Origin of the sequence: Pseudomonas sp. 10(2024), assembly GCF_045164175.1 — a bacterium.
GTDB lineage: Bacteria > Pseudomonadota > Gammaproteobacteria > Pseudomonadales > Pseudomonadaceae > Aquipseudomonas > Aquipseudomonas alloputida.
Genome location: NZ_CP174006.1, coordinates 4,222,885 through 4,245,412 on the forward strand (window position 1 = coordinate 4,222,885; position 22,528 = coordinate 4,245,412).

Below are 22,528 nucleotides of genomic sequence, written 5' to 3' on the forward strand. Positions count from 1 at the left end.
GATGCCCTCCGGGCGTCCACGGCTGACGGTTGATTCCTCCTCCTGACTGAGTGCACAAGGCCCGCTTGGTTGATTCGGATACCTATTCGAAGCCACCGGGGCCTTGTTGGCACCGCAGCAAACAGGACGCGTCGTCGCGACAACGGCAGGCTGGGCAACCGGCTGGTGCCGAACGTCGCTCGACACGGGGGTGGCCCGGCCACCCTTTGCGCACCTTGGCACCGACCATGAGACGTCGTGTGTGCCGAACGCCGTTTCCGGCAGCCCGGAAACCGACGGTACAACATGAAAAGAATGCTGATTAACGCGACTCAACCCGAAGAGTTGCGTGTAGCCCTGGTGGACGGCCAACGTCTCTACGACCTGGACATCGAGTCCGGCGCGCGCGAGCAGAAAAAGGCCAACATCTACAAAGGCAAGATCACCCGCATCGAACCCAGCCTCGAAGCCGCCTTCGTCGACTTCGGTTCCGAACGTCACGGCTTCCTGCCGCTGAAAGAAATCTCCCGCGAGTACTTCAAGAAAGCCCCAGAAGGCCGGGTCAACATCAAGGAAGTGCTCAGCGAAGGCCAGGAAGTCATCGTTCAGGTCGAGAAGGAAGAGCGCGGCAACAAAGGCGCCGCCCTCACCACCTTCATCAGCCTGGCCGGCCGCTATTTGGTGCTGATGCCCAACAACCCGCGTGCCGGTGGCATCTCGCGCCGCATCGAAGGCGAAGAGCGCAACGAACTGCGCGAAGCCCTGAACGGCCTGACCGTACCGGGCGACATGGGCCTGATCGTGCGCACTGCCGGCCTTGGCCGCAGCAGCGAAGAAATGCAGTGGGACCTGGATTACCTGCTGCAGCTGTGGACCGCCATCAAGGAAGCGTCCCTGGACCGCGCCGCGCCATTCCTGATCTACCAGGAAAGCAACGTCATCATCCGCGCCATCCGCGACTACCTGCGTCAGGACATCGGCGAAGTACTGATCGACAGCATCGACGCCCAGGAAGAAGCGCTGACCTTCATCCGCCAGGTGATGCCGCAGTACGCCAGCAAGGTCAAGCTGTACGAAGACAGCGTACCGCTGTTCAACCGCTTCCAGATCGAAAGCCAGATCGAGACCGCCTTCCAGCGCGTGGTCGACCTGCCGTCCGGCGGTTCGATCGTGATCGACCCGACCGAAGCCCTGGTGTCCATCGACATCAACTCGGCGCGCGCCACCAAAGGCAGCGACATCGAAGAAACCGCCCTGCAGACCAACCTGGAAGCGGCCGAGGAAATCGCCCGCCAGCTGCGCCTGCGTGACATCGGCGGCCTGATCGTCATCGACTTCATCGACATGACCCCGGCGAAGAACCAGCGCGCCGTTGAAGAGCGCGTGCGTGAATGCCTGGAAGCCGACCGCGCCCGCGTCCAGGTAGGCCGCATCTCGCGCTTCGGTCTGCTGGAAATGTCCCGTCAGCGCCTGCGCCCATCGCTGGGCGAAAGCAGCGGCATCGTCTGCCCACGCTGCTCCGGCACCGGCATCATCCGTGACGTCGAATCGCTGTCGCTGGCCATCCTGCGCCTGATCGAAGAAGAAGCCCTGAAGGACCGCACCGCCGAAGTACGTGCTCAAGTGCCGATCCCGGTAGCCGCGTTCCTGCTGAACGAAAAGCGTAACTCGATCACCAAGATCGAGCTGCGCACCCGTGCGCGCATCATCATCCTGCCGAACGACCACCTGGAGACCCCGCACTTCGAAGTCCAGCGCCTGCGCGACGACAACCCTGAAGTGCTGAACAACCAGTCCAGCTACGAAATCGCCGCCGCCGAAGCCGAAGAAGCGCCGCAACCGACCGCCACCCGCACGCTGGTACGCCAGGAAGCTGCAGTGAAGACGGCCCCGGCCCGCGCCAACGCACCGGTACCGGCCGCCGCTGAAGAGCCCCAGGCTGCCGCGCCGGTGGCCCCTGCCCCGAGCGCTCCGGAGCCAAGCCTGTTCAAAGGCCTGGTGAAGTCGCTGGTGAGCCTGTTCGCCGGCAAGGACGAGCCTGCCGCCGCGCCAGTGGCTCCCGCCGCCGAAAAACCGGCTGCCGAGCGCAGCCCGCGCAACGAAGAACGCCGCAACGGCCGCCAGCAAAGCCGCAACCGCAACGGCCGCCGCGACGAAGAACGCAAGCCGCGTGAAGAGCGTGCCGAGCGCGCACCGCGTGAAGAGCGTGCACCGCGCGAGGAACGCGCCCCACGCGAAGAGCGTGCGCCGCGTGAGGAACGTGCCCCACGTGAAGAGCGTGCACCGCGCGAAGAACGTGCGCCGCGCCAACCACGCGAAGACCGCCGTGGCAACCGCGGCGAAGAGCGCGTTCGCGAACTGCGCGAGCCGCTGGACGCTACCCCGCCAGCCGAACGCGAAGAGCGCCAGCCGCGTGAAGAACGTGTAGCCCGCGAAGAGCGCGCTCCACGTGAAGAACGCGCACCGCGTGAAGAGCGTGCCCCACGTGAAGAACGCGCACCGCGTGAAGAACGCACCCCTCGCGAAGAGCGTGCTCCACGTGAAGAACGCGCCCCGCGTGAAGAACGTGCTCCACGTGAGGAACGCGCACCGCGCGAAGAGCGTGCTCCACGCGAAGAACGCGCCCCCCGCCCACCACGCGAAGAGCGCCAACCACGCGCTGCTGAAGAAGCAACCGAACAGGCAGCCGAGCTGGCCGAAGAGCAACTGCCAGGCGAAGAGCTGCTGCAAGACGAGCAGGAAGGCACCGATGGCGAGCGCCCGCGCCGCCGCTCCCGTGGCCAGCGTCGTCGCAGCAACCGTCGTGAGCGTCAGCGCAATGCCAATGGCGAGCTGATCGACGGCAGTGAAGAAGAAGGCAGTGAAGAGCAGCCACAACAGCACCAGGCCACCGAGCTGGGTGCCGAACTGGCTGCTGGCCTTGCCGTGACGGCTGCTGTCGCCAGCAGCAACATCAGCTCGGACGCAGAAGCCCAGGCTAACCAGCAGGCCGAGCGTGCTACCGCCGAAGTCGCTGCCGTTGCAGAAACCGACAACAGCGAAGCCGCCCAACCGGTCGAGCAAGTCGAAGCGGCCACCAAAGCTGAAGAAGCGTCCGTGGCCCCAGCGGTCGAGCAGCCGGTCACCGAGCCAGTGGTCGCAGCCGAGGCAACTGCCGAGCCTGTGGTCGAAGTGGCCCCGCAGCCTGTCGTTGAAGATGCACCTGCTGTTGAGCCAGTCGTGGCTGCAGAAACCGCGGTCACTGAAACCCCGGCAGAAGCCCCAGCGGTAGAAGCCGGTGAAATCGAACAGGCCCCGGCCGTGGTCGAAGTCGCTCCAGTTGCCGTGCAGCCTGCCCCGGTTGTCGAAGCCCAGCCAGAAGTGGTGGCCGAGCCTGCACCGGCACCTGCAGTGGTCGAACCTGCCACTGTCATGCTGGCCAACGGCCGCGCACCGAACGACCCACGTGAAGTGCGTCGCCGTAAGCGCGAGGCCGAGGCTGCTGCCAAAGCCGCACAGGAAGCTGCTGCAGCTTCCCAGGAACCAGCGTTGGAAACCGCCGATGAGCACAAACCTCATCACGGCTGATAGCCAAAGCTGAATGAAAAAGCCCCGCCAGTGCGACTGGCGGGGCTTTTTTTTGGTTTGCCTGACTGGCCTCTTCGCGGGTAAACCCGCTCCTACACGGCGGCCTGTGTCCAACCCCCGATGTGTGTCCACCACCGATCAGGTGTAGGAGCGGGTTTACCCGCGAATACGGTGGCGGCGTCAACAGTGAACGGCGGGTGGAGATTGGCCAGCAGGACCGGCCCTTTCGCGGGTAAACCCGCTCCTACACGACGGCCTGTGCCCAACCACCGATCTGTGTCCACCACCAATCCGGTGTAGGAGCGGGTTTACCCGCGAATACGGTGGTGGCGGCAACGGTGAACGGCGGGTGGAAATTGGCCACCAGGCCCGGCCTCTTCGCGGGTAAACCCGCTCCTACGGGGGTTCACAGCCGGCAAATCAGTAAAGATTAGGCTCCATCTCCAGCTCAACCCCAAACCGCTCGAAGATATCCGCCTGAATCTTGCGCGCCAGCGCATGCATCTGCGCCCCGCTCGCCTGGCCATAGTTGACCAGCACCAGCGACTGCAAGCGATGCACGCCAGCATCACCCTCACGATGGCCCTTCCAGCCCGCCTGCTCAATCAACCAGCCCGCCGCCAGTTTCACCTGACCATCAGCCTGTGGGTATGCCACGACACCGGGATACTGCGCACGAATACGCTCGACCAGATCAGCCGTTACCACCGGGTTCTTGAAGAAGCTCCCGGCATTGCCCAACTCTGCCGGATCTGGCAGCTTCTCGCGGCGAATGCTGCAGATTGCATCACTGATCGCTTGCGCGGTCAGCTCGGTCACACCCCGCTCAGACAGGCGTTGGCGCACCGGGCCGTAATCCAGATGAGCGTGCAGGGTGCGGGTCAGGGCAAAGCGCACCCGCAGGATCAACCAGCGGCCAGGGTTGCGCTTGAAAAGGCTGTCGCGATAGGCGAAAGCGCATTCTGCCAAACCGAAGTCACGCAGCTCGCCCGTCTCACGGTCCAGAGCTGTCAGCCCGGCGAATACGTCCTTGATCTCCACCCCGTATGCGCCCACGTTCTGCATCGGCGCAGCACCGACGGTGCCGGGGATCAGGCTGAGGTTCTCCAACCCGCAATAGCCCTGCGCCAGCGTCCACTGCACAAACGCGTGCCACGGCTCACCGGCCTCGGCCTCGACCACGATACGCTCGCCATCGTCACTGAGCACACGCCGACCACGGCTGGCCATGTGCAGCACCAGTGCATCGATATCGCGGGTCAGCAGCAGGTTGCTGCCACCCCCGATCACCAGTACCGGCAGGCCCCTTTGCTGTGCCTGGTCCAGTGCCTGGCGCACCTGCTGGTCGTCCTGCACCTGACTGAAATAGCGCGCCTTCACGTCGATGCCGAAGGTATTGTAAGGCTTGAGCGATACCTGCTCCTGCCACTGCACGGTCATAGACGCCCCTTGATTTCCAGTACCAGCGCCTGGCAAGCCGCTTCCACAAGATCCAACACCTGCTCGAAGCCGTCGGCGCCACCGTAGTACGGGTCTGGCACTTCATCCAGGGCTGCACCGTAGCGGCGCAGGAACAGGTCGAGTTCACCCACTGCCGTGGACGGGCGCAAGGCGCGCAGATCGCGCAGGTTGTGCTCATCCATGGCCAACACCAGGTCGTATTCGGCGAAGTGCGATGCCTTGACCTGTTGGGCGCGTTGCTGCGACAGATCGTAACCGCGCGCCAGCGCCGCCTTGCAGGTGCGGCTGTCTGGCGCCTTGCCGACATGCCAATCGCCGGTGCCGGCAGAAGCCACCTGCACCTTGTCGGCGAGCCCGGCGGCCTGCAATTGATGGCGCAGCACGCCTTCGGCGGTGGGCGAGCGGCAGATGTTGCCCAGGCACACGAACAGGACGCGCATCAGGCCTCCAGCAAGCGCCGTACGCGCTCCAGATCCTCAGGGGTGTCGACACCCACGGCAGGCGCCTCGATGGCGTCCTCGATGTGAATGCGTACGCCGTGCCACAGGGCACGCAGCTGCTCCAGCGCTTCAGCCTGCTCGAGCCAGCATGGGCCCCAGCTGACGAAGTCGTGCAGGAAGCCGACACGGTAAGCGTACATGCCAATATGGCGGCGATATGGCACCCCTTCCGGCAGCACGTCGCGGGCCTTGGCGAAGGTATCGCGGGCCCAGGGCAGCGGCGCTCGGCTGAACGTCAGGGCCAGGCCGTTCTTGTCACTCACCACCTTGACCGCGTTAGGGTTGAACACGGTTTCTGGCTCATGGATCGGCTCGGCCAGGGTGGCGATACCGGCTTCCGGATGCGCAGCCAGGTTGGCCGCCACCTGGTCGATGATCACCGGCGGGATCAGCGGCTCGTCGCCCTGCACGTTGACCACGATGGCGTCAGGCGGCAAGCCGAGGTACGCGGCCACTTCGGCCAGGCGGTCAGTGCCCGATTCATGATCGGCACGGGTCATCAGCACTTCGGCGCCGAAGGCCTGGCAGGCTTCAAGGATGCTGGTGTCGTCGGTGGCGATGACCACACGGCTGGCACCGCTCTTGCGGGCCTGCTCCCACACATGTTGCACCATCGGCTTGCCGGCAATCAGCAGCAGCGGTTTGCCTGGCAGGCGGGTGGAGCGCAGCCGGGCGGGGATTACTACCGTAAATTCCAGGCTCATTTGTCAAGACGCTCGTCGTCAGTCAGGGTGCGTGCCTCGCTTTCCAGCATGACCGGGATACCGTCGCGAATCGGGTAGGCCAGGCCGGCGCCCTTGCTGATCAGCTCGGTCTTGTCGGCGCTCAGCTTGAGTGGCCCCTTGGTAATCGGGCAGGCCAGGATATCGAGCAGTTTGGTGTCCATTGGAGGCTTCCTTTAGGCCAGGTGGCCGGAAATTGAAAACGGGCTCAGGGTTTGCGCAACAAGCGTTGCAGCTGGTTGTCGAACCAGGCGCTGAAAGCCGGCGTAGGTTGCGCTTCGACGGCCAGGTACCACCAGTCGTCAGCGGCAAAGGCCCGGCATTTCACCGCGTCCTTCTCGGTCATGACCAGCGGCAGTGGCGGGCTGAAAGCCAGGCTCCGGGCACTGAACTGCGCATGGTCGGCGAAGGGATGCGGCACCGGCTGCCAGTTTAGCCCCAGCAGGGTGTTGAAGAAACGTTGCGGGTTGCCGATACCGGCCACCGCATGCAGGCGCTGGCCGGCGGGGAAATGGTCGAGCGCACGGCGCTCGCCACTGCGCACGTTGACCAGGGCGGACGGCTGCAGGCAGAAACCGAAACCATCGGTGCGGTCTTCGCTGGCGCCGTTGAACAGCACCGCGTCAGCCTCACGCAAGCGGTCGGCCGGCTCACGCAAGGGCCCCGCCGGCAGGCAGCGGCCATTGCCCAGGCCGCGGGCAGCGTCGATCAGCACCAGTTCCAGGTCACGGGCCAGGCGGTAATGCTGCATACCGTCGTCGCACAGGATCAGGTCGAGGGGTTCGCTGGCCAGCAATGCCTGCACGGCACGTGAGCGATCTGGGTCGATCATCAGTGGCACGCCGGTGCGTTGCACGATCAGCAGCGGCTCGTCGCCCGCCTGATCGGCCGCCTGATCGGCCTGCACCCGCCAGGGCAGCTGTGGAGGCTTGGCACCATAACCGCGGCTGACCACACCCACCTTCAGCCCCTGCTGGCGACAGTGTTCGATCAGCCAGAGGATCATCGGCGTCTTGCCGGTGCCACCGACGGTGATGTTGCCCACCACAATAACCGGTACCGGTGCCCGGTAGCTGGCACTGTCACCCCTTAGAAAACGCGCGCGCTTGCGCGTGACCACGCGGCGATACAAGGCCTCCAGCGGTCGCAGCAGCGCCAGCGCCGGATGCCCGGCATACCAGGCAGCGAGCAAGCGATCGGCGAACGCCATCAAGGCGTGCCCTGGGCCGCCTCGACGGTGGTCATGCGCAACTGGCTGAAACCGAGCTTGCCGGCAGCATCCATTGCGGTGACCACAGCCTGATGCGGGGTCTTGCCGTCGGCGCTGATGGCCAGCGGCAACTTGTTGTCGCCGCCCGACTCGCGCTCTATGGCCTCGCTCAGGGTGGCCAGGTCGCTTTTGGGCAGCAGGTGGTTGTTCACCGAATACACGCCTTCGGCGCTGATGGTGATTTCCACCAGCTTGCCCGGGTCGGCCGGCGCCGGCTCGGCGCTGGTAGCTTCGGGCAGCTCGACGCGAAGTTGCGTTTCGCGGGTGAAGGTGGTGGTAACCACGAAGAACAGCAGCAGGACGAACACCACGTCAATCAGCGACGCCAGGTTGATGTCGACGTTCTCCCGCTGGCGATTGCGCCGGAACTTCACGCCTTGCCTCCGGCCACTTCCACTTCACGGTCACCCTGGATCACTTCCACCAGCTTGATCGCCTCCTGCTCCATGCCGATCACCAGTTCATCGATGCGGCGCAGCAGGAAACGGTGGAAGAACACTGCCGGGATACCGACCATCAGGCCAGCCGCAGTGGTGACCAGGGCCTTGGAGATACCACTGGCCAGCACGGCGGCGTTGGCGGTCATCTGCGAGCCCATGAAGGCGCTGAAAATGTCGATCATGCCCAGCACTGTGCCCAGCAGGCCCAGCAGAGGCGCCATGGCGGCGATGGTGCCGAGGGTGCTGATGTAGCGCTCCAGTTCATGGATGACGCGCGAGGCGGCCTCCTCGATGCACTCTTTCATGATCTCCCGACCGTGACGCGAATTGGCCAGGCCCGCCGCGAGGATTTCACCCAGTGGCGAATCGGCACGCAGGGCCTTGAGCTTGTCACTGGTCAGTTGCTTGTCCTTGATCCACATCCATACCTGGCCCAGCAGGTGCGGCGGGGTGACGCGACTGGCGCGCAAGGTCCACAGGCGTTCGACGACGATAGCCATGGCAGCGATGGAGCTCAGAATGATCGGCAGCATCATCCAACCACCGGACTTGACCAATTCCCACACAATAAACGCCCCTTCGGAAAAAGGCCGCCACTCTACCATAGGCGCGCCGAGGGCTCATCTGCCGGAGGTCAGGGAATTGGGGTCTGGGCTGGCAGATGCCTGCCTCTGCCTCACTCCCCTCGAACCCGCCAGAACCGCCGCTGCCCCCTAACCCCCTCGACTACCCCATGCCGCCCCAGCACCAACCGCAATGCCCCTCCACCGCCGTATCATGCATCACCACCCCATGCCGCCCATACCGTTCGACCACCTGCACGTGCGGGTGCCCGAAGCTGTTGTTGCGCCCCCGCGAAATCAATACCCCGCGCGGTGCGGTAGCCCGGACGAACGCCTCGGTGGACGAGCTGCGGCTACCATGATGCGGCGCCTGCAGCCAGTCGATACGCGGCATTTCAGTGTCCGCCAGCCAGGCCCTTTCGGCAGCAGCTTCCATATCCCCCGCCAGCAGCAAGCGCTCGCCCTGCGCTTCCACCAACAAGACACAGGAACGGTCATTACTGCTCTGCCCGTCCACCCAGCGCCACAGCGAAAAACGCACGCCATCCCAATCCCATTGCTCGCCACTGGCACAAGGCTGCAACGGAATATCAACCAGTGCTTCCCCACCGATTATCCGCTTGATCGGCAAACCACGCGCAATGGCTCCGGCCCCGCCCGCATGATCGGCGTGCGCATGGCTGATCACCATCACGTCAAGGCCGCCCACCCCCAGCTTGCGCAAGGTTGGCAGCACCACGCGTTCCCCCAAGTCGCTTTCCCCCCTGGCCGGCCCGGCATCGTAGAGCAGGCTGTGATGCCGCGTACGCAATAGCACCGCCAGCCCCTGGCCAACATCCAGCTGCCAGACCTCGACCTGGCCGAACGGCACCGGCTCCCGGGGCACCCACAGCGCCAGCAGCATCACCCCTCCCAACCCGCGCAGCGGCACACCACGGGGCAGCAAAACCAACAGCACACCCAGACATACCAGCAGCCAGGCCCACAACGGCAGGGCCGGCGGCACCCATGCCGGGCGCTGCTGCGCCACCAGCGCCAGCCCGCGGAACAGCACATCCAGCAGGCCACCTGCCAGCCAGAGCAACGCCTCGCCAACACCCCCCAGCGGCAACATCAGCGTGCCCAGCAACGCCAACGGCAAGACCGCCAGGCTGACCCACGGCACCGCCACAAGGTTGGCCAGCGGCGCACTGAGGCTCACCGGCAAGCCGGTGGCCAGCAACACCGGCAGCAAGCCGACGGCGATCACCCATTGCGCTCGTGTCCAGGCCTGCCAGGGCCGCCAACCACCCAACCGGGCACTGAAGCAGTAGATGAGCGTGGCCACGGCGGCGAACGACAGCCAGAACCCAGGCAGCAACGCCGCCAGTGGCTCGAAGACAAGCACGGCGACCAGTGCAAGCAGCAACGGAAAAAACGCGCCAAGGTGGCGAAAGCGCAGACGCCAGAGCAACACCACGGCCAGCATCAGGCAGGCCCGCTGCACTGGCACCCCACCACCCGCCAGCCACCCGTAGGCCAGCGCTGCGGCCATGGCCAGGCCGCAGGCCCAGGGTAACCACGGTAGCCTTGCCGGCCATAGCCCCCAACGCGCCAGCCCGGCGACCAGGCCATAGAGCAAACCGGCGACCAGGCCGATGTGCTGGCCGGAAATCACCAGCAGGTGCACCGTGCCGGTGGCCTGCAACGTCTGCCAGTCCTCCCGGGCCAGGCCCGCACCATCGCCAAGCACCAGGGCCACCAGCGCTGCCTGTCGGCCATTGGCTTCGACCATCAGCAAGCGCTGACGCAGTGCATCGCGCCAACCACCGGCGACTGGCGCCAGCAACTGCCCCGCCTTGACCGTACCCGTCGCGCCCACCCGTCGCGCCAGCAACTGCGCTTCACGGTCGGGCCCATGCGGGTTCAGCAGCCCGTCCGGGCGCTGCAAGGTCACGGCCAGCCGCCACTGCTCGCCCGCCCGCAGCGGCGGGCCGTCGAACCAGCTCAGTTGCAGGCGCTGAGGCAGTTCGGCCCGCCGCGAGCGTGGCGCTTCCAGCTCGAAACGCACACCGTGTGCAGTGCGGGCCGGCAAACCCGCCACCCGCCCCTCCAGCCACAAGGTGCGCCCCTCCAGGCCGGCAGCCAGACGATCATCAAGGGCCAGCTGAGCAGACCCGCACGCCCAACACAAACCCAGCAGAAACCAACCCAGCGGCCAGACGCGGGTAAACAGGCTGCCGACAGCGCAGGCTGCCAGGGTTATCAACCATCCGACCGATGGCAATGCGGGCAGAAAGCCCAGGCACAACAGCCCGAGCGCGAGCGCAAACATCCCTGTGCGCATGAGGTAGAGCTCCAGAAGGCGAATCACCTCCTGAGGCATAGCCCAATTGCCGGCAACGCTTGCTCAACAATTGTCACAAACTCTAAACGAGTCGGAGCAGGATTAAGGGCATACTGCCAGGGTCAACGCTCCGGGAGCCTACATGCCGCGCCGACTTTTCAAACGCTACATGCCGGACCCGACCAGCATTCGGGAACACAAATCCTTACGCTTTTTCGGCAAGTTGCTGCACGATCCCAACCTCTGGCACCTGAACCGCCATTCGGTGGCCAGAGCCATGGGTGTGGGCCTGTTCGCGGCGCTTATTCCCATCCCGATGCAGATGCTGCTGGCGGCGGCCCTGGCGATCCCGGTGCGCGGCAACCTGCCGGTCGCCGTCAGCCTGGTGTGGCTGACCAACCCGTTGACCATGCCGCCGGTGTTCTTCGTCACCTACATGACCGGTGCCTGGCTGATGCAGGTACCGCCGCGCACCCTGCCCGACGAGCTGACCTTCCAGTGGATCACCGACCAGCTGTCGACGCTGTGGCAACCCTTCCTGCTCGGCTCGGTGGTGTGCGGCGTAGTGCTGGGCATCCTTGCCTACTTCTCCACCATGTTCTACTGGCGCTGGTGGGTGGGCCGGCAGTGGCGTCGTCGCCAATGCCGGTGCAAGGCTTCAGGCCCGCATGCCGCGGCCGCTGACCAGCAAGCGAACGCAAACAACGTAGAGCACCGCAGTGGCCACCAGCATGAAGGTGATCGCCGTGCCAATGCTGATATCCGACACCCCTAGAATGCCGTAGCGGAACGAGTTGACCATGTGCAGCACCGGGTTGGCCAACGACACGGTCTGCCAGAACGGCGGCAGCAGGTTGATCGAGTAGAACACCCCGCCCAGGTAGGTCAGCGGCGTCAGCACGAAGGTCGGGATGATCGAGATGTCGTCGAAGTTGCGCGCGAACACTGCGTTGACGAAGCCAAGCAGCGAAAAGATGGTGGCCGTCAGCAGCACCACCACCACGGTCACGCCCAGGTGGTGCACCTGCAGGTCGGTGAAGAACATCGACAGGATGGTCACGATCACACCCACCGCCAAACCACGCAGCACCCCACCCAGCACATAGCCGACGAGAATGGTGTGCGGCGACACTGGCGACACCATCAGCTCTTCGATCGAGCGCTGGAACTTGCTGCCGAAAAAGCTCGACACCACGTTGCCGTAGGAGTTGGTGATCACCGACATCATGATCAGCCCCGGCACGATGTACTGCATGTAGGTGAAGCCACCCATGTCGCCGATCTGTCGGCCAATCAGGTTACCGAAGATGACGAAGTACAGGACCATGGTGATCGCTGGTGGCAGCAACGTCTGCGGCCAGATGCGCAGGAAGCGCCGCACTTCGCGGTAGACGATGGTGTTCAGGGCGACCCAGTTGGTGCGCAGTTCCACACTCATACGGCCACCTTCGACAGGTTTTTTTCCACCAGGGACACGAACAGCTCCTCGAGTCGGTTGGTCTTGTTGCGCAGGCTCTGCACTTCGATGTTCTGCAGCGCCAGCTGGCCGAACAGTGCGGTGATGCCGATGTCCTTCTCCACCTGCACTTCCAGGGTATGCGGGGTCAGCAGCCGGCACGGGTAGCCCTGCAGTACCGGCGCCGCGGCCAGGTCCTGCTTGAGGTCGAGCACGAAGGTTTCGACATGCAGCTTGCCCAGCAACTGGCGCATGCTGGTGTTCTCGACGATGGTGCCATGGTCGATGATGCCGATGTTACGGCACAGCTGCTCAGCCTCTTCCAGGTAGTGGGTGGTGAGGATGATGGTGATGCCCTTCTGGTTCAGCTCGGTGAGGAAGCTCCACATCGAGCGGCGCAGCTCGATATCCACCCCGGCGGTGGGTTCGTCCAGGATCAGCAGGCGCGGTTCGTGGATCAATGCGCGGGCAATCATCAGACGCCGCTTCATGCCGCCGGACAACGAACGCGACTGCACATCACGCTTGTCCCACAGGCCCAGCTGGGTCAGGTACTGCTCGGCGCGCTCCTTGGCCAGCTTGGGCGGGATGCCGTAGTACCCGGCCTGGGTCACGACGATGTCGAAGGTCTTTTCGAACTGGTTGAAGTTGAACTCTTGCGGCACCACGCCCAGGCAACGCTTGAGCGCGGAGGGCTCGCGGTCCAGGTCGTGACCGAACACGTTTACTGTGCCGCTGGTCTTGTTCACCAGGGTCGAGAGAATGCCGATGGTGGTGGATTTACCGGCGCCGTTGGGGCCGAGCAAGGCGAAGAAGTCGCCTTCGGCAACATCAAGGTCGATGCCTTTGAGGGCCTGAAAGCCATTGCCGTAGGTCTTGGTCAGCTGTCGGATGGACAGGGCGGAACTCATAGCGGGTCACTTACCGAAGAAAAAGGTGCAGGACACGCCAGGTAAAGTCACTGGCGCAGTGAGTGCAACCATGGTGCAAGGCCAGGCTGCACAAGTACAGTCACATCTATTGATAATGACTATCGAAGCGGGTTCAAGTGAGCGCGGTCATCACGGCGGCCTGGTAGGCCGGGCGTTGCTTCAGGCGTTCATACCAGGCTTGAAGGTGGTACATGTCCGGGCGCTCGATGGGAAGTTCGAACCAGGCATAGATGAAGCTACCCAGTGGGATGTCGCCCATGCCGATCTGGTCACCGGACAGGTATGGCTGACTGGCCAGGGTTTCGTCGGCAATGGCCAGCAATTGCGCGCACTGCTTGTGCGCGGCGTTGATCGCCACCCAGTCGCGCTGGTCTTCCGGCGTGCGCAGCAGGCCCCAGAACAGGGGCCGGAAAGGGGTAGCGAAGGACGATGTGGTCCAGTCCATCCATTTGTCGGCCAGGGCGCGCTGGCGAGGGTCTGCCAGATACCAGCCCTGCTCCGTGCCGTACTCCGCGCACAGGTAGCGGACGATGGTGTTGGATTCCCACAAGGTCAGGTCGCCGTCTTCGAGCATCGGCACCAGGCCGTTGGGGTTGCGGGCGCGGTAGTGCGGCTCGTTGACCACGCCGAAGGCGCCGCCGGCGTCGATGGATTCGAAGTCCAGGCCCAGCTCGTGGGCGATCCACAGCGCCTTGCGCACATTGCTCGAATTCTTGCGGCCCCAGATCTTCAGCATGGCAACATCCTTTTGAGTGCGGAGGTGGCACAGTCTACTCCAGACCTTCGCCGCCTGTACGGGCCTCTTCGCGGGCAAGCCGCCCCTACATCACTCTGTAATGTTGCCACATACCGTCGTAGGAGCGGGTTCACCCGCGAAAGGGCCGGACCTGCCAGCCAATATCCCAGATCATTCACCGTCGCAGCACCATCGCATTCGCGGGCAAGCCCGCTCCCACATCGATCGGGGGGCTCGCCACACCGTCGTAGGAGCGGGTTCACCCGCGAAGAGGCCGGTACAGGCGAACAAATGAACTGAAACTCCCACCGCCACACCCTGTCACTGTTCTGAACATGCCGTTCACAGCATTGCGTCTAAGCTATCTGGAATGGCTCAAGCCCTTGGTTCCAAGGAGGACCGATTATGTTGCTGTTGTGGTTGGTGGTGCTGGTGATCGGCGCGGCGTACCTCACGCACCGGCGCCTGGCGCCCTTGCAGATTCTCGGCATCCTGGCGGCCTATGTGCTGTTGATGGGCATTTTCAGCAGTGCCCCCGGCTGGCTGCTGGCGCTGATCTGGGTGGTGCTGGCCCTGAAGATCGCCCTGGTTGCGCTCCCGCAGTGGCGACGCAAAGTTTTTACCGCCCCGGTATTCCGCTGGTTCCAGCGCACCCTGCCACCCATGTCGCAGACCGAGCGCGAAGCCATCGACGCCGGCACCGTGTGGTGGGACGGCGAACTGTTCAGTGGCCGCCCCGACTGGCGGACTTTGCTGGCCTACCCGGCACCAAAGCTGACTGAAGAAGAGCAAGCCTTCATCGATGGCCCTACCGAAGCGCTGTGCGCCATGGTCAGCGACTGGCAGATCGGCCAGGACCTGGACCTGCCGCCCGAAGCCTGGGCACATATCAAGCAGCATGGCTTTTTCGCCTTGATCATCCCCAAGGAATACGGCGGCAAGGGCTTCTCCGCCTACGCCCACTCTCAGGTGGCGATGAAGCTGGCCACCCGCAGCGGCGACCTGGCCTCCACGGTGATGGTGCCCAACTCCCTGGGCCCTGCCGAACTGCTGCTGCATTACGGCACCGACGAACAACGCAACCACTACCTGCCCCGCCTGGCCCGAGGCGAGGAAATCCCCTGCTTCGCCCTCACCGGCCCACTGGCCGGCTCCGACGCTGGCGCCATGCCCGACACCGGCATCATCTGCAAAGGCCAGTGGCAAGGCGAAGAAGTGATCGGCCTGCGCCTGAACTGGGAAAAGCGCTACATCACCCTCGGTCCAGTCGCCACCCTGCTGGGCCTGGCATTCAAGGCCTACGACCCGGACCACCTGCTGGGCGATGAGGAAGCACTGGGCATCAGCCTGGCACTGATCCCCACCGATACCCCCGGGGTGGAAATCGGTAAACGCCATCTGCCACTGGGCGCCGCGTTCATGAATGGCCCCAACAGCGGCAAGGACGTGTTCGTCCCCCTGGACTTCCTCATTGGCGGCCAAGCCATGCTCGGCAAAGGCTGGATGATGCTGATGAACTGCCTGTCGGTAGGTCGCTCCATCTCACTGCCTGCCGTGGGTACAGGGGCCGCCAAGTACACCAGCCTGGTGACCGGCCAGTACGCCAATATCCGCGAGCAGTTCAACGTGCCACTGGCAGCCTTCGAAGGTATCCAGGAATCACTGGCACGCATCGGTGGCAACGCCTGGCTGATGGACAGTGCCCGCCTGCTGACTGCCAAGGCCGTGGACCTGGGCGAGAAACCCTCGGTGCTGTCGGCGATACTCAAGTACCACCTCACCGAGCGTGGCCGCGAATGCATCCAGCACGCCATGGACGTGCACGGTGGCAAGGGCATCATCATGGGCCCGAACAACTACCTGGGCCGCAACTGGCAAGGGGCGCCGATCTTCATCACGGTCGAAGGCGCCAACATCCTTTCGCGCAACCTGATGATCTTCGGCCAGGGCGCCATCCGCTGCCATCCGTTCGTGCTCAAGGAAATGGCGTTGGCCGGGCGTGAGGACCACGATCAGGCACTCCAGGAATTCGATGACCTGCTGATGAAACACATCCTGTTCGCCGCCGGCAATGCGGCCAGCACTTTGGTGTTCAACCTGGGGCTGGGGCTTTTCGAGAAAGTACCGGGGGACACGCTGAGCCAAGGCTACTTCCGGGCCCTCAACCGCCAGGCCGCCGCCTTTGCCCTGCTGGCGGACCTGTCGATGATGCTGCTGGGCGGGGCGCTCAAGCGCCGGGAGCGCCTGAGTGCGCGGCTGGGCGATGTACTCAGCTACCTGTACCTGTCCAGTGCCGCACTCAAGCGCTACCACGATCTCGGTTCGCCCGAGCACATGCAGCCCCTGCTGCGTTGGGCCATGGAAGAAAGCCTGGGCCAGGCGGAGCATGCCCTGGACCGGTTGCTCGACAATTTCCCCAACCGCTTCGTCGGCTGCGCGCTACGGGTGCTGGTGTTCCCCTTCGGCCGCCGTCACACCGGGCCGAGCGATGAACTGGACGCCGAGGTGGCAGCGCTGATCGGGCGCAGCAAAGGCGACCCTGCGCTGGAAGAGCTGCTTGCCGGTTGCTTCAGGCCGCAAGCCGACGGCGACCCGGTGGCAGCCTTGCAACGGGCCTGCGACCTGCTGGAGGAGGCGACGCCGCTGCACAGCGCGCTGCATCAGGCAACCAAGGAAGGCAAGGTACGGCCGGCGCCCGGGCAGTCGGTGCTCGATGCGGCAGTCGACAGTGGTGTACTTCAGCCTGATCAGGCGCAACGCCTGCATGCAGCCGAGCAAGCGCGCCGTGCGGTGATCGACGTGGATGCCTTCGACAAGGCACAGCTGCTGTCGGAGCAAGGCAAGGTACGCTGAGACAGGGGCCGTTTTGCGGCCCCTTCCCCAACCGGCGTATACTCCGCGCCCCGTTTCAACCACCTCGAGGACCACCCCAATGGCTAACCCCCACCTGGAATATCACCTGCAACTGCTGAACCACCTGCGCACCATATTGGTGGCCCTGGGTGAAGCCGAGCAGGTGCCGGAGGAAAGCCACGCCCTGTTCCTCGAACGCTTCGACGAACTGCTGACCCTGCTGCCGCAAAACCCACTGGAAAGCCAATACCTGGGCCAGGACCTGATATGCCAGGTGATTCAGCGCTACCCGCAAATCGCCCACCTGGTGCCACGGGACCTGCTGTGGTTCTTCGGCGGCGACTGCCTGCACTACATGCCCGATGAAGAACTGTCCGTTTACCAGCAACTGGAGGAGCGCCGCTACGAGGCAGAGCAGAATGACGAACCCTTCGACTGGCATGCTGAAAAACAGCTATTGAGCCCAACCGGCCCAGCCTCCCGTCACTGATCTTTCCATGCACCCGGCGCTCTAGCCGGGTGCTTGTCGACATTTCAACACGCTGGTCGCACTCCGCCCTACATCCGCTTCGCCCCCCCGCCCGTACGCTGTCGCTCGTTTCAAGGATGCCCTGGCAACCCTGAAACGCTGCGTGCCTTTCACGCAGCCAGCCAACCTATCAACGTACGGATTGAACCATGAACAAGATCTTCATGACGCTAGCCTTGGGCCTGGCAAGTACCACGGCTTTTGCCGATGAAAGGGGCCAAATCCTTTTCAAAGGGCATATCAACGGCGGCGGTACTTGCCCGATCGAGATTGTCATACCGGGCTCGGGCGCAATTGGCGCCGTTGAGCTTGGAAACTACGCGGTCAAATACTTCGACACCAACACCGTCACCCCCGACATCCCATTCGCGTTACGCGTTGATGCAGATGTAGGCAGCTGCAATATTCCAAATCCTTACACAAGCCAAGTCACATTCAACTCTCACCACGGCGATGCAGGCCCGGGAAATGCTCACTATGCCATTCGCAGCGGCGGTGGATTAGCGCAGGGCCTGGCGTTGACCATCAAGGATGATACGTTCACAAATATCGCTCCGCGAACGCCATCCAAGGACTACGACATTGCATCCACAGGCGTAACGGACCTCAAGTTCTACGCTTCGTACTTGAAGACCGGCACAGTGACCGATGGTGATGCCAACGCAGATGTGAACTTCAGTATCACGCTGCCTTGATGCCCTGCCAGGTGCCTTCGCGCACCTGGATCCCACTGTCACTCAAAATCGGTCATTTTCCATGCTCCCCGTCACCCGCACTTCGACGATGCTGGGCGGTTGCCTGCTGCTTCTAGCCAGCTTGCTGAACAGCGCCCAGGCCGCCCTTACCATCAGCAGCACGCGCATCATCTACGAAAGCAGTCAGCGCAGCGCTTCGGTGGTAGTTGCCAACCCCAGCCAACGCCCCTTCGCCGCCCAGACCTGGGTCAATACCCAGGCCGATGACACCACCACGGCCGTACCGTTCATGACCGCCCCGGCCTTGTTCAGGCTGGCTGCAGGCAAGGACCAATCGGTTCAGATCAGCGGCCTGCCAAACGACCTGCCCCAGGACCGCGAATCGTTGTTCTTTTTCAACCTGCAAGAAATTCCCCAGGCCATCGACGGTAAACAGAACACCCTGAACATTGCCCTGCGCACGCGGATTAAATTGTTCTACCGCCCGACGCAGGTTCAAGGTAATCCGGTGCACAGGCTCAAGGAGCTACGCCTGGTCAGAACCCTGCGCGACGGCCGCCCACACCTGACTTTGCACAACCCCACGCCCTATCACTACACCTTCAACCGGCTGGACCTGGTCAAGGGCAAGCAACAGGAAGCCCTGCCGGGTGTAGACATGGTGCCCCCCATGTCCGAGCTCGGCTACCTGCTGCCCCCCAGTCTGGAAGGCCCTGGCTTGCAGGCCATCGTAGCGGTGATCAATGACTACGGCGGCATCAGCAAACCGCTGACGCTTCCGGTGCACGACACCCCCTGACCTCCGGCTACTCCTGAAGGAACCACAATGATCCTGCAACCCCACGGGTGCAGGCGTATTCGCCTGCGCCACGTTTGCCCAATGGTTCTCTGCCTGGCGTCCGGCAAGGTGCTGGCAACACCCACACCACCGGTAGGCGCCGAGTTCGAGGCAAGCTTTCTGTACCTGTCCCCTGGGCAGCCCAGGACGAACGCCGCTCAGGCCCTGCACGCGCTGTCCGAACAGCAAGAGTTGCCGCCCGGGCGCTATCCCGTGCAAGTGCTGGTCAACCTGAGCCCCGCCGGCGTGCATGAACTTGTGTTCGAGCCGCCAGCTGGGGATGGGCAATTGCAGCCGTGCCTGCCCCCCGGCCTGATGGCCGAACTGGGGCTGCGACTGGATGCCATTTCTGACCCCACCACACTTGAAAACGCCTGCCTCGACCTGCCCAGGCTGGTGCCGGGCGCACGCGTCGACTTCGATGCCAGCCTATTGCAACTGGCTATTTCCATACCGCAAATCGCACTGCAGCGCGATATGGCAGGCCAGGTAGACCCGGCGCGCTGGGAAGATGGCATACCGGCCGCCTTCGTCAGTTACCAGGCGGCCACGCAGCAAAGCCAAAGCCGCGGACGCGGCAGCCAGAACAGCCAGGATTTGTTCCTGAACAGCGGCATCAACCTCGCCGGCTGGCGTTTGCGCAGCAACCAGTCCTGGCGCCGCGACGAGCAGGGCCGGCAAACCTGGGACCGTTCCTACACCTACGCCCAGCACGACCTGCCAGGCAGTTGGGGCAACATCACGCTGGGCGAAACCTTCACCAGCAGCGACATATTCCGCAGCGTGCCAGTCACCGGCGTGCGGCTTGCCTCCGATTTCGACATGCTGCCTGACGCGGTGCGCAGTTATGCCCCCACCCTGCGCGGCGTGGCGCAATCGCGCGCCAAACTCGAAGTGTGGCAGAACGGCTACCCGATCTACTCAACGTATGTCAGCCCTGGCCCGTACGCTATCGACGACCTGAACGTGGGCGCCACGGGCGAGCTGGAGGTGGTACTGACCGAAGCCGATGGCCAGGTGCGGCGGTTCATCCAGCCCTATGCCAGCATTACCAACCTGCTTCGTCCCGGGGTCTGGCGCTACAGCACCACGCTGGGCCGCTACAACCCGGCCCAAAGCCATGATGACCCGCTGCTGTGGCAAGGAACAATGGCATTGGGCATGGTCTGGAATGCCACCCTGTATGGCGGCTTGATGGCCAGCCAAGGCTACACCGCCGGCGCCATCGGCATCGCCCGGGACCTGGGGGCAATCGGGGCGCTTTCCTTCGATATCACCCATGCACGCAGCGATATCGCCCCCATGGAACATCGTTCCCTGCAAGGCATGAGCTATGGTGCCAGATACAGCAAAGCCTTCAACAACGGCACACACTTGCGCTTTGCCGGGTACCGCTATTCCACCCAAGGCTATCGAGACTTCGACGAGTGGGTCAGCCAGCGCAGCAGCGACCGATTGTTCCTGGGCAGCCGGCGTAGCCGAATAGAGGGCTCGATCAACCAGCGTGTGGGCGAGCGCAGCACACTCAGCCTTACGCTTTCGCAGCAGGATTACTGGCAACGCAGCGATAGCCAGCGTCAGTTCCAGCTCAATTTCAACACCTCGCACAACGGCGTCAGCTACAACCTCTACGGGTCGCAATCACTGACGCAAAACAGTTCGGGCAGTGACCGTCAGTTCGGCCTGAGCATATCGCTGCCGCTGGATTTCGGCCGCAGCAGCAGTTTAAGCCTCGACTTGCAAAACTCTGCCCACGGTACTTCGCAGCGGGCAGCGTTGAACGGCCAAGTGGACCGCGTAAGCTACAGTGCCACAGTCGCATCCAGCGAACAGCGGCAACAAAGCGCCGGCCTGTCCGTGGCCTACCAGGCACCTCAGGCCACCCTCGGCGCCGGCCTGTCGGTATCGGATGACTACAGCAGCCTGTCGCTGAACATGAGTGGCGCGGCATTGCTGCACGCTGATGGTTTGGAATTCGGGCCCTACCTGGGCGAAACCATTGGTCTGTTGCATGTCCCCGATACCGCTGACGTGGGGTTACAGAGCCACGGCGCCGTGCGCACCAACACCAAAGGCTATGCCCTGGTTCCCCATTTGCGTCCCTACCGGCTGAACCAGCTCGTGCTCGACACCGACCGGCTGAACCCGGAGGTCGAGATCAGCAATGGCATCGCCAATGCCATACCTCGCCGCGGCGCAGTCATCAAAACCCAGTTCCAGGCCCGTCGCGCCAACCGTGTGGTGCTGACCCTTGCCACCAAAGACCAGCAGCCTTTGCCCTTTGGCAGCCAGCTCCACGACGCCAATGAAAACGTGTTGGGCATGGTCGGCCCGGCAGGCCGCGTGATGGTGTCTGTTGCCGACGGCCTGCAGCGCCTCGAAGCCCGCTGGGGCGAAGCGTCCGAAAACCGCTGCAGCTTCGCGCTGGACCCGCAGACCATTGCTCAACAGCAAGGCTATCGCGTGCTATCGCTGACATGTGAATGACTTCACCCGCGCCCTTCTCGCCATGCAACTCGTGCCCAGAACGGCCGCTCAACACCAGGAACCGCGAATGAAACGCCTCATGCCTTGGGCGCTGCCCATAGCGCTGCTCAGCAGCTATCAAGCCCACGCCGCCGACCGCTGCAATTGGAACACTGGCAGCCAGCCAATGACCATAACCCGCATACTCAGCGGCGTGATGCATGTCCCTGCGAACGCCGAGCCAGGCAGCGCCATCGGCACACCCAACCTGTCCTCGTATACCCAGTCCATGCCACGATCGGAACTGCTCTGCTTTAACGATGGCGACGTACTCTGGCGTTTCGACATGAACGCCAGGGATGTATTTCCCGACCCGCTCCCCCCCGTTGAAGGTGAGCCCTCCGATGGCTATATCCTGAAAACCAACATCGACGGGGTCGGCGCGCGCATCCGGCTACGTGCACCTTTCAACGGCGCAGTCCCCACTTTCTTCATGCCAGAGGGTGGCCCACACAACCCTTTCATCCCGATGCGGTCGACCATGCAGGCCAACAACCAGCTTGGGGGCTTCAAGCTCAGCGGTATCACGAGCGAGGTCACCCTGGTCAAAACGGGGGATATTGCCCCCGGCCAGCATACGGTCGACACCGAATTGTTCACCGGGCATTTCGATGCCACAGGCTTGGGCCTGGTACTGCGCTATCGGTTACAGGCCCAGGTGTTGCAAACCCAATGCACCCTCATCGGCGACCCGATAAGCGACACCCCCGTAGAGCTGCAGACATGGGACAAGTCGCATTTCGTCGGCAAAGGCACCACAACAGCGACCGTGCCGTTTTCAATTACCCTGAGCAACTGCAAGACAGACCCGGGGGGACTGACCATGGCAACCATCGAACTCGACCCCACCAAGGGGTCGACCCCCGTACCGGGGCTGGACGGCGTATTCACGCTCACCACTGACTCCACGGCGGAAGGGGTTGGCATTCAGGTGCTGAAAGATGATGGCACCCCCCTACCCCTGCAACGGGAAGAGCACCTCCAGCCGATCCAGGAAAACACCACCGTGCTGAATTTTGGCGCACGCTTCTACCAGACTGACGAGGCCAGCGCAGTCGTTGCCGGCGACGCGTTCGGCGCTTTGAACTTCACCCTTCGCTACCGTTGAACCGAGCGGACAAAACGGCGCCCAAGT

17 protein-coding genes and 2 pseudogenes are annotated in these 22,528 nt (G+C 63.6%); 8 read left to right on the forward strand and 11 right to left on the reverse strand.

Annotated elements, in window-relative coordinates; all coding sequences use genetic code 11:
• The first annotated feature begins 285 nt into the window (after window positions 1-285).
• Complete coding sequence (gene rne, locus ACI7M0_RS19145; RefSeq protein WP_129933939.1) at window positions 286-3,546, forward strand: ribonuclease E; 3,261 nt, start codon at window positions 286-288, stop codon at window positions 3,544-3,546.
• A gap of 420 nt (window positions 3,547-3,966) precedes the next feature.
• Here rne and murB read toward each other — a convergent pair whose 3' ends face one another.
• The 8 genes and pseudogenes from murB to ACI7M0_RS19185 all read right to left on the reverse strand — a co-directional run bounded on the left by murB (window position 3,967) and on the right by ACI7M0_RS19185 (window position 10,828).
• Complete coding sequence (gene murB, locus ACI7M0_RS19150; RefSeq protein ID WP_129933940.1) at window positions 3,967-4,986, reverse strand: UDP-N-acetylmuramate dehydrogenase; 1,020 nt, start codon at window positions 4,984-4,986, stop codon at window positions 3,967-3,969.
• On the reverse strand, window positions 4,983-5,447 hold the full coding sequence (locus ACI7M0_RS19155; protein ID WP_064491353.1) for a low molecular weight protein-tyrosine-phosphatase: 465 nt from the start codon (window positions 5,445-5,447) through the stop codon (window positions 4,983-4,985). Before ACI7M0_RS19155 ends, murB begins: the two co-directional genes overlap by 4 nt.
• Entirely contained in the window at window positions 5,447-6,211 is a 765-nt protein-coding gene (kdsB, locus tag ACI7M0_RS19160; protein ID WP_129933941.1) for a 3-deoxy-manno-octulosonate cytidylyltransferase, read from the reverse strand. Before kdsB ends, ACI7M0_RS19155 begins: the two co-directional genes overlap by 1 nt.
• The gene (locus ACI7M0_RS19165; RefSeq protein ID WP_003247142.1) at window positions 6,208-6,393 is read right to left on the reverse strand and encodes a Trm112 family protein; all 186 of its coding nucleotides are present in this window, start codon (window positions 6,391-6,393) and stop codon (window positions 6,208-6,210) included. The genes kdsB and ACI7M0_RS19165 overlap by 4 nt, the downstream gene beginning before the upstream one ends.
• Before the next feature lie 44 nt (window positions 6,394-6,437).
• Window positions 6,438-7,439: a tetraacyldisaccharide 4'-kinase gene (gene lpxK / locus ACI7M0_RS19170; RefSeq protein WP_129933942.1), complete on the reverse strand. Its 1,002-nt coding sequence runs from the start codon at window positions 7,437-7,439 to the stop codon at window positions 6,438-6,440.
• Window positions 7,439-7,873 (reverse strand): biopolymer transporter ExbD, encoded by a 435-nt coding sequence (locus ACI7M0_RS19175; RefSeq protein ID WP_010952926.1) that lies wholly within the window; start codon window positions 7,871-7,873, stop codon window positions 7,439-7,441. The genes lpxK and ACI7M0_RS19175 overlap by 1 nt, the downstream gene beginning before the upstream one ends.
• Entirely contained in the window at window positions 7,870-8,505 is a 636-nt protein-coding gene (locus ACI7M0_RS19180; RefSeq protein ID WP_026031862.1) for a MotA/TolQ/ExbB proton channel family protein, read from the reverse strand. Before ACI7M0_RS19180 ends, ACI7M0_RS19175 begins: the two co-directional genes overlap by 4 nt.
• Window positions 8,506-8,615: 110 nt before the next feature.
• A pseudogene (locus ACI7M0_RS19185) lies at window positions 8,616-10,828 on the reverse strand (DNA internalization-related competence protein ComEC/Rec2).
• A gap of 142 nt (window positions 10,829-10,970) precedes the next feature.
• Between ACI7M0_RS19185 and ACI7M0_RS19190 the strand changes: the two are divergent.
• A pseudogene (locus ACI7M0_RS19190) lies at window positions 10,971-11,477 on the forward strand (DUF2062 domain-containing protein); the annotation flags it as partial.
• 9 nt (window positions 11,478-11,486) lie between these two features.
• Here the strand turns inward: ACI7M0_RS19190 and ACI7M0_RS19195 are convergent.
• The 3 genes from ACI7M0_RS19195 to ACI7M0_RS19205 all read right to left on the reverse strand — a co-directional run bounded on the left by ACI7M0_RS19195 (window position 11,487) and on the right by ACI7M0_RS19205 (window position 13,952).
• Complete coding sequence (locus ACI7M0_RS19195) at window positions 11,487-12,266, reverse strand: ABC transporter permease (RefSeq protein WP_003247128.1); 780 nt, start codon at window positions 12,264-12,266, stop codon at window positions 11,487-11,489.
• Window positions 12,263-13,195: an ABC transporter ATP-binding protein gene (locus ACI7M0_RS19200; protein ID WP_010952922.1), complete on the reverse strand. Its 933-nt coding sequence runs from the start codon at window positions 13,193-13,195 to the stop codon at window positions 12,263-12,265. Before ACI7M0_RS19200 ends, ACI7M0_RS19195 begins: the two co-directional genes overlap by 4 nt.
• Before the next feature lie 133 nt (window positions 13,196-13,328).
• Window positions 13,329-13,952, reverse strand: a complete 624-nt coding sequence (locus ACI7M0_RS19205) for a glutathione S-transferase (RefSeq protein ID WP_010952921.1) — start codon at window positions 13,950-13,952, stop codon at window positions 13,329-13,331.
• Window positions 13,953-14,357: 405 nt separating this feature from the next.
• On the opposite strand from ACI7M0_RS19205, the gene ACI7M0_RS19210 reads away from it, so the two are divergent.
• The 6 genes from ACI7M0_RS19210 to ACI7M0_RS19235 all read left to right on the forward strand — a co-directional run bounded on the left by ACI7M0_RS19210 (window position 14,358) and on the right by ACI7M0_RS19235 (window position 22,501).
• Window positions 14,358-16,805: an acyl-CoA dehydrogenase gene (locus tag ACI7M0_RS19210; RefSeq protein ID WP_129933204.1), complete on the forward strand. Its 2,448-nt coding sequence runs from the start codon at window positions 14,358-14,360 to the stop codon at window positions 16,803-16,805.
• 79 nt (window positions 16,806-16,884) lie between these two features.
• A complete protein-coding gene (locus tag ACI7M0_RS19215) occupies window positions 16,885-17,295 on the forward strand; it encodes a PA2817 family protein (protein WP_064491463.1) in 411 nt (136 codons plus the stop codon).
• 188 nt (window positions 17,296-17,483) lie between these two features.
• Entirely contained in the window at window positions 17,484-18,029 is a 546-nt protein-coding gene (locus ACI7M0_RS19220) for a fimbrial protein (RefSeq protein WP_129933206.1), read from the forward strand.
• A gap of 61 nt (window positions 18,030-18,090) precedes the next feature.
• Window positions 18,091-18,828: a molecular chaperone gene (locus ACI7M0_RS19225; RefSeq protein WP_129933209.1), complete on the forward strand. Its 738-nt coding sequence runs from the start codon at window positions 18,091-18,093 to the stop codon at window positions 18,826-18,828.
• A 27-nt stretch (window positions 18,829-18,855) separates the two neighbouring features.
• Window positions 18,856-21,354 (forward strand): fimbria/pilus outer membrane usher protein, encoded by a 2,499-nt coding sequence (locus tag ACI7M0_RS19230; protein WP_129933211.1) that lies wholly within the window; start codon window positions 18,856-18,858, stop codon window positions 21,352-21,354.
• 79 nt (window positions 21,355-21,433) lie between these two features.
• The gene (locus ACI7M0_RS19235; protein ID WP_177413611.1) at window positions 21,434-22,501 is read left to right on the forward strand and encodes a fimbrial protein; all 1,068 of its coding nucleotides are present in this window, start codon (window positions 21,434-21,436) and stop codon (window positions 22,499-22,501) included.
• Window positions 22,502-22,528: the final 27 nt, after the last annotated feature.

Coding starts and splice junctions, on each gene's coding strand:
- rne (WP_129933939.1), top strand. CDS start 286: ATGAAAAGAATGCTGATTAACGCGACTCAACCCGAAGAGTTGCGTGTA.
- murB (WP_129933940.1), bottom strand. CDS start 4,986: ATGACCGTGCAGTGGCAGGAGCAGGTATCGCTCAAGCCTTACAATACC.
- ACI7M0_RS19155 (WP_064491353.1), bottom strand. CDS start 5,447: ATGCGCGTCCTGTTCGTGTGCCTGGGCAACATCTGCCGCTCGCCCACC.
- kdsB (WP_129933941.1), bottom strand. CDS start 6,211: ATGAGCCTGGAATTTACGGTAGTAATCCCCGCCCGGCTGCGCTCCACC.
- ACI7M0_RS19165 (WP_003247142.1), bottom strand. CDS start 6,393: ATGGACACCAAACTGCTCGATATCCTGGCCTGCCCGATTACCAAGGGG.
- lpxK (WP_129933942.1), bottom strand. CDS start 7,439: ATGGCGTTCGCCGATCGCTTGCTCGCTGCCTGGTATGCCGGGCATCCG.
- ACI7M0_RS19195 (WP_003247128.1), bottom strand. CDS start 12,266: ATGAGTGTGGAACTGCGCACCAACTGGGTCGCCCTGAACACCATCGTC.
- ACI7M0_RS19200 (WP_010952922.1), bottom strand. CDS start 13,195: ATGAGTTCCGCCCTGTCCATCCGACAGCTGACCAAGACCTACGGCAAT.
- ACI7M0_RS19205 (WP_010952921.1), bottom strand. CDS start 13,952: ATGCTGAAGATCTGGGGCCGCAAGAATTCGAGCAATGTGCGCAAGGCG.
- ACI7M0_RS19210 (WP_129933204.1), top strand. CDS start 14,358: ATGTTGCTGTTGTGGTTGGTGGTGCTGGTGATCGGCGCGGCGTACCTC.
- ACI7M0_RS19215 (WP_064491463.1), top strand. CDS start 16,885: ATGGCTAACCCCCACCTGGAATATCACCTGCAACTGCTGAACCACCTG.
- ACI7M0_RS19220 (WP_129933206.1), top strand. CDS start 17,484: ATGAACAAGATCTTCATGACGCTAGCCTTGGGCCTGGCAAGTACCACG.
- ACI7M0_RS19225 (WP_129933209.1), top strand. CDS start 18,091: ATGCTCCCCGTCACCCGCACTTCGACGATGCTGGGCGGTTGCCTGCTG.
- ACI7M0_RS19230 (WP_129933211.1), top strand. CDS start 18,856: ATGATCCTGCAACCCCACGGGTGCAGGCGTATTCGCCTGCGCCACGTT.
- ACI7M0_RS19235 (WP_177413611.1), top strand. CDS start 21,434: ATGCCTTGGGCGCTGCCCATAGCGCTGCTCAGCAGCTATCAAGCCCAC.